The organism is Micromonospora sp. CNZ296 (assembly GCF_007827635.1).
The window spans coordinates 1-16,336 of the sequence record NZ_VISW01000028.1 but is presented as its reverse complement, the minus strand read 5'-3'; the positions used below and the strand labels follow the sequence as shown (position 1 = coordinate 16,336).

Below are 16,336 nucleotides of genomic sequence, written 5' to 3'. Positions count from 1 at the left end.
GCGGCCCGTTGTCCCGAGAGTTCGTGGTTGTCCCTCCGGCGCACCCCTCTGGGTGGCGCCGGCCCTGATCGGAGGCTGGCTCAATGTCTGTCGGAATCGTCGGTGCGCAGGCCACGGATGTCGCTGGGCCCGGCTTCGAGATCCTCGACCTGATGGGGGACCTGCGCCGGCCGGCCGCGTGGCCGGCCCGGGCGGCCTCCGCGTACCGGCCGGTCGACCTGCCCGTCCCGGCGGGGGCGCGCTCCCCCGGCGCGGTGCTGCTGGCCGGTCTGCTGGGGGTGCTGGCCCGGTACACCGGCCAGGCCGAGGTGGCGGTCGGTCTGTCGTCGGGCGGCGTGCTGCGGGTCGACGTCGCGGATGAACCGGGCTTCGGCGAGCTGACGTCGCGGGTGGCCGCGGCGCTGACCGGCCCGGTCACGCGTGACACGGGCGCGGCGGGGCCGGTGGTGGTCGGGCTGGTGGACGCCCCGGTGGCCGAGGTGGGGCCGGACGTGGTGGACGTGGACATCGTGGTGACCGTCGCGGGGGACGGGTCGGCGCTCCGGGTGGACTACGCAGCCGACGGCTTCTCGGCGGACTGGGTGCGGGGTCTGGTGGACCAGACCGTGTCGTTGCTGTCGGCCGGGGTCCGCGAACCCGGGGTGCCGCTGGGGGCGCTGCCGCTGCTGGGCGCGACCGAGCGCGAGCGGCTGCTCGCGTGGGGCCGGGGCCCGGCCCGCCCGGTGCCGGGTGAGCCGCTGCACGAGCTGGTGCTCGAGTGGGCGCGACGCACGCCGGACGCGGTGGCCGGAGTCGCCGCCGGGGAGGTGCTGACGTACGCGGAGCTGGCCCGTCGCTCGGGGGCGCTGGCCGCGCAGCTACGGTCGATGGGCGTACGGCCCGGGGACGTGGTGTCGCTGGCGTTGGACCGCAGCATGTGGACCCTCGTCGCCACCCTGGCGGTGCTGCGCGCCGGGGCGGCGTACACGCCGATGGACGTGTCCTGGCCGGCGGACCGGATGCGGATGCTGCTGGCCGACCACGGCGCTCGGGTCGTCCTCACCGTCGGCGAGGTCGCCCCGCGTGTCCCCAGACCTGACGGCGTACGGGTCGTCGCCCTCGATGTCGACTGGCCCACCCTTGCGGCGGCCGAGGCGGCCGACCTGCCGGTGGTGGCCCCGTCCCGGCCGGCGTTCGTGATCTACACGTCCGGCTCGACCGGGACACCGAAGGGTGTCGTGCTGACCCACGAGCACCTGACGAACTTCGTCACCTGGATGCGGGAGGAGTGCGCGGTCGGCCCGGACAGCCGCATGCTCCATTCCTGCTCCCCCGTCTTCGACGTGGCCCTCGGCGAGATCTACACCGCGCTGACCTCCGGCGCCCGCGTCGTCGTCAGCTCCCGCGACGACCTGCTCGACGCCCGCCGGTTGACGGAGCTGATCGCCAAGGAGCAGGCCACCCACGCGTTCTGCCCACCCACGAACCTCGCCGCCGTCGATCCCGCCGACTGCCCCAGCCTGACGTGCGTGACCCTCGCCGGGGAACCCATTCCGCCCCGCATGGCGCAACGCTGGACGGCCGCCGGTGCCCGCCTGATCAACGCGTACGGGCCCGCGGAGGCCTCCGTCGCCTGCACCTGGTTCGACGCGTCCAAGGGCTGGCCCGGCGCGTACGTGCCCATCGGCCGACCCATGCCCAACCGGCAGATCCGCGTCGTCGACGCCAATCTCGACCTCGTCCCCATGGGCGTCCCCGGCGAGATCCTCATCACCGGCGCCGGCGTCGCCGACGGTTACCTCAACCGCCCCGAACTGACCGCCCAGCGGTTCGTCACCGACCCGTACGGCGGCGGGACCGCCTACCGCACCGGCGACCTCGGCCGGTGGAACGCCGCCGGAGCGCTGGAGATCCTCGGCCGGATGGACCACCAGGTCAAGGTCAACGGCATCCGCATCGAACTCGGTGAGATCGAAGCGACTCTCGAACAACACCCGGACGTCGGCACCGCCGTCGTCACCCGTCGCGAGGACCAGGGCACCGCCCGGCTCGTCGGCTACGTCACCGGGCGCGACGGCCGCGTCCCCGTCACCGCCGACCTGCGGGCACACGCCGCCGCCGTGCTCCCGCCCTACATGGTTCCCGCCGTGATCATGGTCCTGGACCGGTTCCCCACCGGCGGCACCGGCAAGATCGACCGACGGGCGCTACCAGAGCCGGGCTCGCGCCGTCCCGATCTCGACGTGCCATACACCGAACCGGCCACCGACTCCGAACGCCTCGTCGCGGGGATCTTCGCGACGGTGCTCGGGCTGGACCGGGTCGGGGCACTCGACGGGTTCTTCCACCTCGGCGGCACCTCCCTGCAGTCCGCCGCCGTCGCTGTCGCCCTCGACGAGGCCGCCGACGTCGCCGTGCCCGTCTCGCAGATCCACCGCACCCCCACACCGCAGGGGCTGGCCCGCTGGCTCGCCACCGCCCCCCGCCGCCCCGGGGCCGAGCCGGCGCCGTCCGTCACCGGCCGTCCCGGCCCGTCGAAGCCCGTCCCGCTGACCCCGTCCGTCGCGAAGTGCGTCGTGCTCCCCTTCGAACTGGTCTGCCCGACCACCTGGTGGATCGAGGGTGAACTGGACCTACGGGCCCTGATGGCCGCCCTCGGCGACCTACACCACCGCCACCAGGCCCTGCACGCCCGCTACCGGCGCACCGACCCACCAACAGCAATCATCCCACCCAACCCCGGCATGCCCCAGCTACGGCTACTCGCCGACGCCGCCACCGAACACGACGCCCTCGACCAACTCGCCGAAGCAGTACAGCAACCACTCGACTACACCCAGGGCCGCAACTGGCGCGCCGCCCTGATCCGAAACAAAACCACCAACCGAATCCTGTTCGGCATCGGCATCCACCACATCGCCTTCGACGGCTGGTCATACGGACTACTCGTACGAGACCTCAGCCACGCCTACACCGCACGACAAGCCGGCCACACACCCACCTGGAAACACCCCGCACCCACACTGCACCAGTCCTACGACGAATACACCCGCCTACGCGACGCCGCCGACCTGCAAACCCAACGAACCTACTGGCGCGAACAACTACGCGACCTGCCCCGCCAAGGCAAGGGCCGGCCGCAGGAGATCCTGGAACAGACCCCGACCTGGGGCCCCAAGACCGGGCACATCGTCGCCGTCCCGCCCGAGCTGGTGCGGCGCTGGGACCGAGCCGCCGTCGAACACCGCTTCAGCCGTTCCACCTACTTCGCCGCCGCCTACGCCTCGGCGCTACGCGCCATCCACGGGCAGGACGACATCGCCCTGCTGATGATCGTCGCCCAGCGCGGCAGCCGCGTCCTCGACTCCGCCTTCACGAGCAGGATCAGCAGCAACTGTCTCCGGGTCCGGTTCGACGGCCCGGAGAAACACCTGATGCGGGGCCTCCAGCAGGCCGCGGACGAACTGATGGCCGCCCAGGACGTCTCCTTCCTGGAGATGGTCACCGACGACCCGGTCCTCGACCTGCCCCGCGAGGTGATCAACAGCCTGCCCTCGTTCGCCTACCAGGACAACCTCGTCCTCCCGCTGGACCTGCCCGGCTGCCGGACCGAGGAGGTCGTCGAACCGTACGCCCGGGAGTGGTCCGGTGCCTGCGTCGCCGAGGTGCTGCCCGGCGACGAGAGTGTCCTCCTGCGGGTCACCATCCGTACCGATCTGGTCCCGGCCCCCGTCGCCGAGATCCTGGCCACCGGCATGCTGCGCTTCCTGGAAGCCGGCCCCGAGGCGGTCAGCGACACCCGCTGACCGCCGCTTGCCGGCAGGCTCGGCGGCAGCGCGCCGTGCGGCCCGCGCGAGCAGCCCGGCGCGCTCCGGTCCGGGTCAGTGGACGAGGGCCGCCGGGCAGTGCGCGAGCAACTCCGCCGGGGCGTGCACGACCAGGTCGGGGCCGGCGGCGAGCAGCGCCGCGATGTCCCCGCCGTGCCACGTCGTGGCGACGGCCGTCGCCCCGGCGTCCCGGCCGCTGAGCAGGTCGATCACCGCGTCGCCCACCATCATGGCCTCGTGCGGCGGCACGTCGAGGTTGCCCAGTGCCTGGAGCACGATGTCCGGGGCAGGCTTGGGACGGGCCACCTCGTCGGAGCCGATCACCTGGCCGAAGAGGCCCAGCACGCCGAGTTGGTCGAGCAGGGAGCGGGCCCGCGGGCCGGCCTTGCCGGTGGCGATCCCCATTCGGATGCCACGCGAGTGCAGGGTCTCCAGGGTCTCCCGGACGCCGGGGAAGAGCGGCACGAGGTGGGCCATCCGGTAACTCTCGCGGACGAACGGCTCCTCCATCTCCAGGGGCAGCCCCATCAGGCGCATGATGTCCGGGAAGTACCGGCCCATGTGCCGGTTGTACTCCTCGAACGGTGCCGGCCCGTCGCCCACCACCTCGGCGTACGCGATGCTGAACGCCTCACGCATGACGGCCGAACTGTCGACGATGACGCCGTCGAGGTCGAACACGACCGCGCGGATCGGGCCGCGCGCCGGCGACGGCGGGGTCACCTCGACTGTGGACGATGGACGGCTCATGGCTGCTCCCGGAAGGGGTTGGGGCCGAGGGTGGTTCTCACCCGGCGCGATGGCCCACCAGTGCGTGCTGGCGCTCCGGCCGGGTGGGCCGGGCGCACTGGTAGATCCGTTCGATGATGTCGATGGTCCGGCGGGCCTCGGCGACGGCCGCGCCCCGGGCGGCCGGGTCGGCGAGCAGCCCGGGCAGGGCGTCGAGCTGGTGGTCGTACTCCGCGCCGATCGGCTCCCCGGGCAGCGGCAGCCGCGCGGTCCGGCCGTCGCGGGTACGCGTCAGCACCGGCGTGGGCTCCCGGTTGGGACTGAAGCCGAACGTGCAGCGCAGCGTCGCCGACCCCGCGGCGCCGTGCACGGTGACGGTGGTGCGGTCCAGCGACTCGTGCGAGGCCCAGCAGGCGTGCAGGGCGACGGAGGCGCCGGTGTCGGTGAGCAGGAACCCACGGGCGGTGTCCTCGACGTCGCCGGGAACGTGGCCTGCGGTGTCGGCCCCGCCGCGCCAGGCGGCGTGGGCGGCGCTGTCGTTGACGAAGTCGTCCGAGACGCTGCCGATCGCGTGAGTGACCCGGGCCGGGCCGAGCAGCGGCAGCACCGTGTCGAGCAGGTGCCAGCCGAGGTCCACCAGCGCGCCCCCGCCGGACTGGTCGCGGCGGGTGAACCAGCCGCCCGCGTCGGGCACCCCTCGGGCGCGAACCCAGGCCACATCGACGTGCCGGATCGGGCCCAGCCCGCCGGCCACGTCGGCCAGCGCCCGGATGTCGGCCCGGTAACGGGCGGCGCTGCCGGCCAGCAGCACCGCGCCGCCGTCGCGCTCCGCGTCGGCCAGGATGCCCGCCTCGGCGGAGGTCAGGCAGACCGGCTTCTCCAGGAACACCGGTACGCCCCGGCGCAGCAGCCGGACGGCGACGACCGCGTGCAGGTGGTTCGGTACGGCGACCACCGCCAGGTCGACCGTTCCGGCGGGCAGGTCCTCGACGTCGGCGTACGCGGACGCGACGGCGTGGGTGTCGCGGGCCTGATCGCGCACCACGGGCTGCGGGTCGACCACGGCGACCACCTCGAAGCCGGGGTGTGCGGCGAGCCGGGGCAGCCAGATCTCCCGCCCGGCCCAGCCGAGGCCGACCACCGCGACCCGCACCGGCCGGCCGGCCGCGGCCGGGGGCCGGGCCGTCATCCGGCGAGGACGTCGGCGAGCACGGCGGCGATCTCGTGCATCTGCTGCTCCGTGCCGAGCAGGGTGCGGTGGTGCAGCCAGACGCAGTCGGAGTGGATCTGCTCGGTGTTGGGGCAGCGGGCCGCGATCGCCTCTACCGACTCGTCGGACGCGCCGGCCATCCAGAAGCCCTCGCACCGGTAGATCGCCCGGAACGCCACGAACGCCGGGACGCCCCGGGCGATGAGCGCGTCCACCACGGCACGGCGGCGCTCGATGCCGATCCCGGGGATACGGAACATCGCCATGTAGTGCGGGTTGCGGTCGGTGCGGGGGTCGGTCGCCTGCGGGACGACGCCCGGGATCTCGGCGAGCAGGCTCGACAGCAGCGGCCAGCGCTGCTCGCGCAGCGCGATCTGCTCGTCGAGGCGGGTCAGCTGGGCGCGTAGCACAGCGGCGGTGAACTCGCTCATCCGGTAGTTCGAGCCGGTGGTGCTGTGCAGGTATTCGCGGTCGGTGCGGGGCCGGCCGCAGCTGTGCACGAGGAATGCCCGCTCGCGCAGTTCCTCGTCGGGGAAGACGACCGCTCCGCCCTCGCCGGCGGTCATGAGCTTGCCGTTCTGGAAGCTGAAGGCGGCCACCGAGCCGAGCGCGCCGGCCCGTCGGCCCCGCCACTGCGCGCCGTGGGCGTGTGCCGCGTCCTGCAGCAGAGCCACCCCGGCGTCGGCGGCGAGCTTGTCGAGCGCGTCCATGTCGGCGAACTGCCCGGCCATGTGCACCGGCATGATCACCTTGGTACGGGGGGTGATCGCGGCCTCGACGGCGGCGGGGTCGACGCAGTAGGTGTCCAGGTCGACGTCGACCGGCACGGCGACCGCGCCGAGACGCTGCGCGGCCAGCGAGGACGAGATGAACGTGAAGGCCGGGACGATCACCTCCGTCCCGGGGCCGACGCCGAGCACCTCCAGCGCGACTTCCAGCGCGTGGGTGCCGTTGGTGACGGCGAGCGCGTGAGGGCTGCCGTGGTAGTCACCGAACTCCCGCTCGAAGGAGTCGACCTCACTGCCGCCCATCCGCCACCACTGACCCTGTTCGAGGGCGCGGATCAGTCCGGTTCGCTCCTCGTCGCCGTACTGCGGCCACTCGGGGAACTCGGACACCGTCGAGGGCTGACCACTCATGACTTCCCACTTCCCAACTCGGGCAGACCAGGGGCTTCGACTGACCATCGGGCGGGACGACCCGAGACCGCCGGTACGCGGTCCGGGCACAGCGGAGCACCGGATGGCCGCGCGGTACGTGACGCCTCCGTCCGGAGCCGGCGGCGTCGCTCAGCAGGGAGGACGGTAACCGACGCGGATACGCGGTCACCGCCCCTAACAGCCCCTAGCCACCCCTTAGTCCACCCGCGCCTCGGGCGCCGCCGGTTCGCCGGGAGCCGTTGGCGTAGTAAGACTGCGGTGACCAGTCATCAGGCTCTGCGGGACCAGGGCCGTGCCCCACGAGGTGAAGCGTGTCGGACGTACTGCTGCTGAACGGCCCGAACCTGGGCATTCTCGGCCGGCGGGAACCGGAGATCTACGGCACCGACACCCTGGACGACATCCAACGCGCCGTCGGCGAGGAGGTCGCCACCCGGGGCTGGGGTGTGGTCGCCGAGCAGCACGACTGCGAGGGTGCGCTGATCCGCACGATCCAGAACAGCTACGACACGGTGGGCGCGATCGTCAACCCGGGCGCCCTGATGATCGCGGGCTGGAGCCTGCGCGACGCGCTGGCCAACTACCCCCGGCCCTTCGTCGAGGTGCATCTGTCCAACGTGTGGGCGCGGGAGAGCTTCCGGCACGACTCGGTGATCGCCCCGCTGGCCAGCGGGGTGATCGTCGGGCTCGGAGCGCTGGGCTACCGGCTGGCCGCGCGCGCCCTCACCGCGACCGTCCGATGACGACCGGGCACCCCGCCGTCCAGTGCCGTGGGCGCCGGCGTGCCGGCAGCGCGGTCGTCCGCACGTCCCGACTCTTCCCGAAGGACCTCACGTGGAGATCTCCGTCCTCGTCCTGACCCTCGTCCTCGCCGCCGTGTTCGTGGGCACCGCCGTGCCGAAGCTCACCGGGCAGGCACAGATGCGCGAGCGGATGGACCACCTCGGCGTCTCGCCGGGGCTGACACGCGCGCTGGGGGTGCTGGAACTCGCCGCGGTCGCCGGGCTGCTGCTCGGCCTGCTCTGGCCGCCCCTGGGCATCGCCGCGGCGATCGGTCTCGCCCTGCAGATGGCGGGCGCGGTCGTCTACCACTCCCGGGCCAAGGACCCGGCCGCGACGATCCTGACGCCGGTGATCTTTGCCGTGGCCGCCCTCGCGCTCGTCTACCTGCACGTGCGGCTGGGCTGAGGCCGGCCGTGTCCGGTCCGCAGCGCCACGGCGGCGTCCTCGGCATCGACGTCGGCGGCACCAAGGTCGCGTTGCGCGCGGAGGCGCCCGGGCAGCCGGCGTACGACCGCACCTTCCGCTGGCCCCGGACTGCCGACCCGGCCGCCGACCTGACGGTGCTGGCCGTCGAGGTGGACCGGCTGCGCGACCGGTGGGGACCGGTGGACGCGGTCGGGGTGGCCATGCCGGCGACCACTGACACCGGTGGCACCGTCACCACCTGGCCTGGGCGCCCCGGCTGGGTGGGCCTCGACCTCACCGGCGCGCTGCGCCGCCTCTTTCCCGACGCGGCAACCGCCGTCGCCGACGATGGTGATCTCGCCGCCCTTGCAGAGGCGCGCTGCGCCGGCGCGGACGACGTGGTCTACCTGGGCGTCGGCACCGGGATCGGCGGTGGCGTCGTACTGGCCGGCCGGCCGGTGCCGGGCCGGTCCTCCGCCGAGATCGGTCACGTGGTCGTCGCTCTCGATGGTGAGCGCTGCGACTGCGACCGGCATGGCTGCCTCCAGTCCATCGCGTCCGGCCCCGCCACCCTGCGCCGTGCTGCCGCCCGCCGGGGCGGCGAGGTGGGCTTCGATGACCTGCGGGCCGGACTCGACGGGCGCGAGCCCTGGGCGGTGGCGGCGGTCGAGGAGAGCTGCCGGGCGCTGGCGGCGGCGGTGGTGAGCCTCGGCGAGATCCTCGATCCGGCGCTGGCGATCGTGGGCGGCGGGTTCGCCGCCGGCCTGCCCGGCTTCGTGCCGCTCGTCGCGGAACGGGCACGCCGCGCCGGCCGGCCCGGCCGTCCGGCGCCACCGGTGCGTCCCGCCGCCCTCGGCGGGCTGTCGTCCCTGCACGGCGCGGTGGAGCTGGCTCGTGACCTGACCGGCACGCCGGCTCCCGCGCGCCCCACCCCCATCGCGTAGAGGAGAGCAGCATGGTCAGGATCGGTGTCATCGTCGGCAGCACGCGACCCGGCCGCAAGGCCGACGCCGTGGCCCGCTGGGTGCGCGACGTCGCCGCCAAGCGGGGCGACGCCACTGTCGAGCTGGTCGACATCGCCGACTACGCCCTGCCACACTTCGACGAGGTGCTGCCACCGTCGATGGCGCCGTCGCGACGCCCCGCCGTACGCCGCTGGGCGACGACCGTGGCCGGGTTCGACGGCTTCGTCTTCGTCACGCCGGAGTACAACCACTCCATCCCGGGCGCACTGAAGGATTCCCTCGACTTCCTCTACCAGGAGTGGCAGCACGCCGCCGCCGGCCTCGTCAGCTACGGCGTGCACGGCGGCACCCGGGCGGCGGAGCACCTGCGGCTGGTGCTCGGGCAGCTCGGCGTCGCCGACGTCCGCTCCCAGGTCGCGCTCTCTCTGACGACCGACTTCGTCAACTTCCGCGACTTCCGGCCGGCCGCGCACCACGAGCAGGCCCTCGGCACCATGCTCGACGAGGTGGTCGCCTGGGCCGGCACACTGCGGACGCTGCGCCGGGCCTGACGCCGCTGCGGCTGCGCGGGCCGGCGACCGTGGTCGGGCACCGGCATCGACCCGCTGGCACGGCACGGCGGGAAACGAGTTCGCGCCGGCCACGGCGGAGGACGAAGGGACACCCTGGAGGGACGCCCGCCGTCGTAGGCCGGGCCGGCCCGCGCAGTGCGGCGACCGCCACCGCGAGGACCACCGGCGGTGGTGGCTCCCACCCATGATCGGCTGTCCTCTGTCGTCGCTGCGGCATGACACGATGGCCGTGCCCTGCGCCGCCGGTGGCCGGGCACGACACTGATGGAGTCGGGATGTCAGAACTGGCCGGCACGCCGGTGCCAGGATTGGCGAAGCTGTGGACGCACGACCCGGTCACCGCCGGCCGGTATCGGCTGCTCGGCCGGCTGGGCGCGGGTGGGCAGGGGGTCGTCTACCTCGGTGAGGACGACGCTGGTGACCGCGTCGCGGTCAAGATGGTCAACGTCGACCTGACTGATCCACGGGCGCGGTCGCAGTTCGTGAAGGAGATCGCCGCCGCGCGCCGGGTCGCTCCGTTCTGCACCGCGCAGGTGCTCTTCGCCGAGGTCGACGGCGAGCGTCCCTACGTGGTCAGTGAGTTCATCGAAGGCCCGACCCTGCACCGGCACGTCCGCGAACGCGGCCCGGTGACCGGTAACGCCCTGCACCGGCTCGCGGTCGGCACTGTCACCGCGCTCGCCGCGATCCACAGTGCCGGCGTGGTGCACTGCGATCTGAAGCCGGACAACGTGGTGCTGGGCAGGGACGGCCCTAGGGTGATCGACTTCGGCATCGCTCGCGCGCTGGGCGTGACCGAGACGGCGTCCAGCCGGGTCATGGGGACCACCGCGTACATGGCACCCGAGCGGTTCCGCAACGACGCGGTCGGTCCGCCCTGCGACGTCTTCGCCTGGGCGGCCACGATCGCGTTCGCTGCCGGTGGCCGGCCACCCTTCGGCGATGATTCGCTCTTCGCCGTGATGCACCGGGTGCTGCACGATCCGCCCGACCTGCCGGCGTTGCCTCCGGTGCTGGACGAGCTGATCCGGGAGTGCCTGGCGAAGGATCCGGCGGATCGGCCGGGTGCCGAGCAGGTGCTGGTGCGGCTGCTGCGGCAGGACGCCACGGCCACCGTGCCGCTACGTCGGGAGAGCCTGCTCGAGGTCGGCAACGAGACCGCGGGCACGCCGACGCCGAACCATCCCCTTCCCCGGATCACGCCGACGGCACCGCAGCCGCGCCCGACGCAGCCACAGCCACAGCCACAGCCACAGCCGACGGTGCCGACCCAGGCCCGGCCGACGCAGCCGGCACACCCACGGATGACGACCCAGCCGGCGTACCTGCCGGCGACGGAGCCCGGCGTCGGCGCCGGGTCCGGCGGCGCGTTGCGGCGACTGCGTCGTGAGGCCCTCGACGCCTGGGGCATCTCGACAGCGCTCTTCCTCGGCTCGGCCGGCGCCGCCGCCGGCTACGTCGCGTCGAGCGCGATCGGCCCGGCCGCCGCAGTCGGGGCGGTCGCCTTCGTCGTGGTCTACCTGGTCCGGCTGCTGGTCGCTACGGCGGTCGGGGGACGGTCCGACCGCCCGTGACGCCGCGGCAGGGGTCCGGGTCGCCGGCTGGCGCCGGATCGATAGGTTGACGGCCACCAGCCGCCCGCCGAGGAGGACGCCCCGATGACCCCATCCGTTACCCGCACGCGGCAGTGGTTGCCCTACACCGCCGCCGTCACCGCCGGGCTGGTGGTCATCGCCGGGGCGTTCGTGTTCGTCCAGCAGCGCGATGCGGGCAGCGAGGTGCCCCGCACCGACTGCGCCACCACCCTCCAGGTCAACTCGTCGACGGAGAAGGCGGCGCTGCTGGTCGACCTGGCCGAGCGCTACAACCGCAGCAGCCGGTCGATCGACGGCGGTGGCTGCGCCCAGGTGCACGTCAGCGCGCTCAACTCGGGCCAGGCCGCCGAGGCGCTGGCCACCGGCTGGACCCACACCGGCCTGCCGCGACCACAGGTCTGGCTGCCGACGTCGAGCCTGTGGACCGGCCAGCTCCGGCTGCTCGACCAAGCCGCCGGGCGAGCACCGCAGACCCCGGACCGCTACCCGTCGATCGCCAACAGCCCACTGGTGATCGCGATGCCGCAGCCCAAGGCCGAACTGATACGCCGGCGCGGGCCGCTGGGCTGGGGGGAGATCCTGGGCCTGTCCGGGCGGGACGGATGGGCGGGCTTCGGCAAGCCGGAGTGGGGCCGCTTCACCTTCGGCAAGGACAACCCCAACCTGTCCACCTCCGGGCTGGCGGCGACCATCGCCACCTACTACGCGGCGGTGCAACGGTCCAGCGACCTGACCCGGTCCGACCTTGCCGACCCCGCGGTCACCCAGTTCGTCCGCCGGATCGAGGCCAATGTGTCGCACTACAGCGACGATTCGGTGGACCTGCTGCGCAGCCTCGCCGAGGCGGACCTGGCGGGCGGCGCGGGCAGTACTGACGACATGAGCGCCATCGTCCTCCAGGAGGAACTCGTGGACCTCTACAACACGGGTGCGCTGAGCCCTCGGCAGGACGGGCAGGAGCGGGGCCGCAGGCCGAACGTCCCGCTGGTCGCCGTCCACCCCAAGGAGGGCACGTTCAACCTGGACCACCCGTTCGTGGTGCTGCCCTCCGCCGACGAGCGGCAGCGGGCGGCGGCGACCGACTTCCTGGCCTTCCTGACCGAGGACGCCCAGCAGGAGAGCTTCGCCCGCCTCGGCTTCCGGGACCACGAGCGCCGAGCCTCGGCGGAGCTGCTCGCCAACGTCGGCGCCGAGCCCACCGGTGGGCTGAGCTACTTCGAGCCCCCGGACCCGCAGGTGGTCGGCGCGATGCTGGACGGCTGGCGGACGCTCCGCAAGAAGGCCAACATCCTGATAGCCCTGGACACGTCCGGGTCCATGCAGGCGATGGTCGGCACCCGCACCCGCTTCCAGGTCGCCTCAGCAGCGGCGGGCAAGGGCCTCGCGCTGCTCAACACCGAGGACCGGGTGGGTCTCTGGTCGTTCTCCTCGGAGACCCGGAAGCGGCCGAAGAGCCCCTACCGGGAGGAGATCCCTCTCGGCGAGTTCGACCAGAAGCGGATCAACAGCAAGATCGCCGGCCTGCACGTCGACGGCGGCACCGCGCTCTACGCGACGGTCCGGGCCGCGCACCGAGAGCTGCTCGACCGGTACGACCCACAGCGGATCAACGCGATCGTCGTGCTGACCGACGGCAAGAACGAGTACCGGCAGGACAACGACCTGGCCGGCCTGCTCGCCGAGGTCGCCCTCGACCCGCGGCGTCCGGTGAAGGTGTTCTGCATCGCCTTCGACCGGGAGTCGGACTTCGCCACCCTGGACAGGATCGCCAAGGCATCATCGGGCAAGGCCTTCGACGCGACCGATCCGGCCAAGATCGACGAAGCGTTCGTGAAGCTGGTCAGCAGCTTCTGACGCCGACGCGCCCCGCTCGCCACGAGCCCGCGGCGCGACCGACGGTCTCCGCAGCCCCGCCGGTGAACAGCGCCGGCCGGAGTAGGGAGCACCCCGACACCGGTCCGGTCCGCCGACGCCCTAACCTCGGCGTACAACGAGTGCCGGGCCTCCGGGATGACCAGCAGGTCGCCCTCCCCACCGGTCCACGGCTGATCCGGCGCGACCAGCCGGACCCGCCCCCGCAGTACCTGGAGCGTCGCCTCATCGATCAGGCTCCCGGTGCGACGACCAACCGCTCCGCGGCGACCTGCGCCGCGTCGGTGCGTACGACGCCGGCGAACTCGCGGGCGCGGGCGGCCACCTCCGGCCGCAGCGCGGCGCCCAGAGCCTCGGTCAGCGACTCGACGGTCGGCACGGAGCCGGGGTGTGCGGCGCCGATGCCGAGCGCGGACACCCGGCGCGCGAAGTAGTGCTGGTCGTACACCTGCGGTACGACGACCTGCGGCGTCCCGGCCCGCGCGGCCGTGGTCGTGGTGCCCGCGCCGCCATGGTGGACCACCACGGCCACCTCCCGGAACAGGTCCTGCTGGTTCACTTCGCCGACCACCAGGCAGTCGGGGGACCGGTCGACCGGCGAGAGCGGCGCCCAGCCCCGGGAGACGACCAGCCGGCAACCGACCGCGCGCACGGCCCGCACGGCCGTCTCCAGCAGACCCGGGGGTGCGGCGACGCTGCCGAATCCGACGTAGACGCACGGCCCGCCGGCGTCCAGGAAGGCCGTCAGCTCGGCGGGCAGGGCCCGCTTGTCGGGCAGGAGCCAGGCGCCCGGTTGGTAGACGGCCGGATCGGCGACGTCCGGCCAGGGTGCCAGGGTCGGGTCGGTGGCCAGCCACGGCCGGTCGGTGTGGATGTGGTCGCTGACGTCGTCGACCGTGCCCAACCCCACCGCCGACCGCAGCGCGTTGAGGGGCGCGGCGAAGGTGTCGTTGACGTGCCGCAGGTTGGCGGCCCACAGGTCGCTGTTGTCGGCCGACGCGGGCGCCGGGACCTCCCCGAACACCGGCAGCGGCAGCGGGGGGTGGTGGGGTGAGGGAAGGGCCGCCGGGCAGAGCGCCGCGAAGACGTACGGGATGCCGCGCTTCTCCGCCACGGTGCGGGCGGCGATCTGGAGGCCCGTCGACGCGACGAGGACGTCACAGTCCCGGGCTGCGGCCGACAGCACCTCGAACTGGATGCCGATGGAGGACTCGGCGAGCTTGCGTACCTGCGCGGGCGAGGGTTTTGGCACGGCGGCCCGCGACCTGGGCGCCGCCGACCTGCGCCAGGGCGGGCCGACGGGCACGAAGGGAATCCTGAAGCTGGCCACCCAGCGGGCGAAGTCGGGCGGGGCGCAGAGGCGGACCTGGTGGCCGAGGGCCGTCAACCGCGACGCGAGCGCCACCAGTGGTTGGACATCGCCGCGCGACCCGAGAGTCGACAGCAGTACGCGCATGATACTCGCCTTTCCGTCTTTTGCCCCGGATCCGGGCGCGGCTGGGCCAGGCCCGACAGCGTTGTCGGGCCTGGCCGCACCGTCGATCTGCTATCCCCGCGTCGTGGAGCGCCCCGGCACCAGGGCAGCGGGTCGCGCTCTGGTGCCGGTCTGAGCGGGTACCCGGCGCGCGCCGGGCGCGGGTCGGAGGGGCCGCAGGATCAGTACGTGGCCGAGCCCCTCGACCGCGCGCAGCTCGGCCGCGCAGGCCGCGGCCTGCGCCTGGCGCAGGTAGTCCAGCGTCTGCGGGTCGGCGGCGCACATCCCCGGCGTCGAGTCGGCGGTGGCGACCAGGTGGACCTCGCCGGCCAGCAGCAGCGAGGCCGAGATGAACTGGCAGAGTTCCGGCCACAGCAGGTACCGCCAGAAGTCCACGCTGATCACCGCGTCCAGGCTGCCCGGCGGCATGGGCGGGGCGACGCCGAGCAGGTGGAAGTTGGTCCGCCCGATGGGTGCGGCGTAGTCGTAGGTCAACGCCGAGGTGGGCAACCCGGAATCGGCGCGGCCGGTGCCGATCCAGAGCGTGCGGTGCCCCCGCACCTGGCCGGCGAGGCGCGCGGCGGCGGGCCCGATGGCGCAGGCCGACCGCTCGACGCACTCGTTGATGAGCGCGCGATAGTGCAGGATGCGCCGGATCGCCTCGTACCCCATGACGGCGGTAAGGAACTCCCACTCCAGGCACGGATAGAGCCGGGCCGCCTGCTGGAAGTTGGCCTTCATCTCCATCCAGTTGCGGGTGATGTTCTTGTGGTGCGGCAGGTGGACGACCCGGGCGTCGTCGTCGTAGCCGAAGTTGACGCCGTCGGGGAGGCTGCGGTCGACGCGGTAGAACAACTCGACGTCCTCCACGCCGTAGCTCAGACCGAACGCCTCGCGGTAACCACCGACCTGCGCGAAGTGAGCGCTGGTCAGCGAGATGTTGTGCGTGTAGGCGATGACCCAGCCGGCCCGGAGCCACTCGCCCCCGTCGTCGGGAAGCCCCGTGGCGAACCGCAGGTCGCCGCCGTGCGGGAAGGCGCGTGCGACCGCGTGCGACTCCCCGGCCAGCACTGCCGGCAGGTCAGCGAGGCCGATCTCGTCCCGCCGGCCGATCAGCACCGCCGCGTTGCCGGGCACGCTGTGCCAGGCGAGGTGCCGCTCCAGCAGGTCGGGCACCGCCCACGAGTCGGCGTCGAGGAAGACCAGCAGAGGTGCGCAGGCACGGCGCGCCCCCTCGTTGCGGGCGACGGAGCGGCCCTTGCGCTCGGCGAGTTCCAGCACTCGCAGGCGGAGACCGGCACCCTCGGCGAGCGCCTCGGCGTACCCGTCGGACGAGCCACCGTCCCGGACCACGATCACCTCGAAGCGTTCCGGCGGCAGCGTCTGCCGGGTCAGCGCCCTGAGGGTCAGCGCGAGGCACTGCGGATCCTGGTAGGTCGGCATCACCACGCTCAGCGCCGGAGGGTTGGTGGGCAGCGACATGGCGATCCTCTCCGTCAGACGATCTTGCCGTCGGGGGGCGGCGACATCGTCAGACGATAACGCTCCGCGACGACATCCTTACGCATCAATAGGGGTCTATAGGGGTGCACTGTCCCGACATGACAGTCGCCGCCTGACCGGAACCTACCCACGCGCAGGAGCAGCAGCCGCGATAGGAAGCAGAGGGTTAGGTCGTGTTTCGTAGGGCGCGGAGCCATTGGTTGATGGCGGCGATGGTGAGGGTGGCTTCATAGCGCACGGCGAGTTTGTCGTAGCGGGTGGC

The 16,336-nt window shown here is 73.1% G+C and carries 12 protein-coding genes; 7 read left to right on the top strand and 5 right to left on the bottom strand.

All coding sequences use genetic code 11. The features are described 5' to 3' along the window. Positions 1 to 83: 83 nt before the first annotated feature. The gene (locus FB455_RS31045; protein ID WP_145755646.1) at positions 84 to 3,785 is read left to right on the top strand and encodes a non-ribosomal peptide synthetase; all 3,702 of its coding nucleotides are present in this window, start codon (positions 84 to 86) and stop codon (positions 3,783 to 3,785) included. A 75-nt stretch (positions 3,786 to 3,860) separates the two neighbouring features. On the opposite strand, the gene FB455_RS31040 is transcribed toward FB455_RS31045, so the two are convergent. From FB455_RS31040 to FB455_RS31030, 3 genes are read right to left on the bottom strand one after another with little or no spacing between them, the layout of a single operon-like run. Next, positions 3,861 to 4,556, bottom strand: a complete 696-nt coding sequence (locus tag FB455_RS31040) for an HAD-IA family hydrolase (RefSeq protein WP_013477291.1) — start codon at positions 4,554 to 4,556, stop codon at positions 3,861 to 3,863. A 37-nt stretch (positions 4,557 to 4,593) separates the two neighbouring features. After that, positions 4,594 to 5,724, bottom strand: a complete 1,131-nt coding sequence (locus FB455_RS31035) for a Gfo/Idh/MocA family protein (RefSeq protein ID WP_091328812.1) — start codon at positions 5,722 to 5,724, stop codon at positions 4,594 to 4,596. Continuing rightward, positions 5,721 to 6,884: a DegT/DnrJ/EryC1/StrS family aminotransferase gene (locus FB455_RS31030; protein ID WP_030274336.1), complete on the bottom strand. Its 1,164-nt coding sequence runs from the start codon at positions 6,882 to 6,884 to the stop codon at positions 5,721 to 5,723. The genes FB455_RS31035 and FB455_RS31030 overlap by 4 nt, the downstream gene beginning before the upstream one ends. A gap of 332 nt (positions 6,885 to 7,216) precedes the next feature. Here FB455_RS31030 and FB455_RS31025 point away from each other — a divergent pair, with 332 nt between their 5' ends. The 6 genes from FB455_RS31025 (at position 7,217) to FB455_RS31000 (ending at position 13,079) form a co-directional block, all read left to right on the top strand. Further along, complete coding sequence (locus FB455_RS31025) at positions 7,217 to 7,648, top strand: type II 3-dehydroquinate dehydratase (RefSeq protein ID WP_013285616.1); 432 nt, start codon at positions 7,217 to 7,219, stop codon at positions 7,646 to 7,648. A 91-nt stretch (positions 7,649 to 7,739) separates the two neighbouring features. Beyond that, on the top strand, positions 7,740 to 8,093 hold the full coding sequence (locus FB455_RS31020; protein WP_013285615.1) for a DoxX family protein: 354 nt from the start codon (positions 7,740 to 7,742) through the stop codon (positions 8,091 to 8,093). A gap of 8 nt (positions 8,094 to 8,101) precedes the next feature. Further along, a complete protein-coding gene (locus tag FB455_RS31015) occupies positions 8,102 to 9,037 on the top strand; it encodes an ROK family protein (RefSeq protein ID WP_013477294.1) in 936 nt (311 codons plus the stop codon). Between the two features lie 11 nt (positions 9,038 to 9,048). Then, complete coding sequence (locus tag FB455_RS31010; protein WP_013285613.1) at positions 9,049 to 9,609, top strand: NADPH-dependent FMN reductase; 561 nt, start codon at positions 9,049 to 9,051, stop codon at positions 9,607 to 9,609. A gap of 296 nt (positions 9,610 to 9,905) precedes the next feature. Beyond that, positions 9,906 to 11,204, top strand: coding sequence for a serine/threonine-protein kinase (locus FB455_RS31005; protein WP_167435520.1), 1,299 nt, complete (start codon positions 9,906 to 9,908; stop codon positions 11,202 to 11,204). An 84-nt stretch (positions 11,205 to 11,288) separates the two neighbouring features. Next, complete coding sequence (locus FB455_RS31000; protein ID WP_047893889.1) at positions 11,289 to 13,079, top strand: substrate-binding and vWA domain-containing protein; 1,791 nt, start codon at positions 11,289 to 11,291, stop codon at positions 13,077 to 13,079. A 250-nt stretch (positions 13,080 to 13,329) separates the two neighbouring features. Here the strand turns inward: FB455_RS31000 and FB455_RS30995 are convergent, their stop codons facing one another. Both FB455_RS30995 and FB455_RS30990 read right to left on the bottom strand, forming a co-directional pair. Next, positions 13,330 to 14,553, bottom strand: a complete 1,224-nt coding sequence (locus FB455_RS30995) for a glycosyltransferase (RefSeq protein WP_145755645.1) — start codon at positions 14,551 to 14,553, stop codon at positions 13,330 to 13,332. 90 nt (positions 14,554 to 14,643) lie between these two features. Then, positions 14,644 to 16,053, bottom strand: a complete 1,410-nt coding sequence (locus tag FB455_RS30990; RefSeq protein WP_145755644.1) for a glycosyltransferase family 2 protein — start codon at positions 16,051 to 16,053, stop codon at positions 14,644 to 14,646. Positions 16,054 to 16,336: the final 283 nt, after the last annotated feature.

What these genes read in the sequence shown, in the direction of transcription:
- FB455_RS31045 (WP_145755646.1), top strand. Translation starts at nt 84, where the DNA reads ATGTCTGTCGGAATCGTCGGTGCGCAGGCCACGGATGTCGCTGGGCCC.
- FB455_RS31040 (WP_013477291.1), bottom strand. Translation starts at nt 4,556, where the DNA reads ATGAGCCGTCCATCGTCCACAGTCGAGGTGACCCCGCCGTCGCCGGCG.
- FB455_RS31035 (WP_091328812.1), bottom strand. Translation starts at nt 5,724, where the DNA reads ATGACGGCCCGGCCCCCGGCCGCGGCCGGCCGGCCGGTGCGGGTCGCG.
- FB455_RS31030 (WP_030274336.1), bottom strand. Translation starts at nt 6,884, where the DNA reads ATGAGTGGTCAGCCCTCGACGGTGTCCGAGTTCCCCGAGTGGCCGCAG.
- FB455_RS31010 (WP_013285613.1), top strand. Translation starts at nt 9,049, where the DNA reads ATGGTCAGGATCGGTGTCATCGTCGGCAGCACGCGACCCGGCCGCAAG.
- FB455_RS31005 (WP_167435520.1), top strand. Translation starts at nt 9,906, where the DNA reads ATGTCAGAACTGGCCGGCACGCCGGTGCCAGGATTGGCGAAGCTGTGG.
- FB455_RS31000 (WP_047893889.1), top strand. Translation starts at nt 11,289, where the DNA reads ATGACCCCATCCGTTACCCGCACGCGGCAGTGGTTGCCCTACACCGCC.
- FB455_RS30995 (WP_145755645.1), bottom strand. Translation starts at nt 14,553, where the DNA reads ATGCGCGTACTGCTGTCGACTCTCGGGTCGCGCGGCGATGTCCAACCA.
- FB455_RS30990 (WP_145755644.1), bottom strand. Translation starts at nt 16,053, where the DNA reads ATGTCGCTGCCCACCAACCCTCCGGCGCTGAGCGTGGTGATGCCGACC.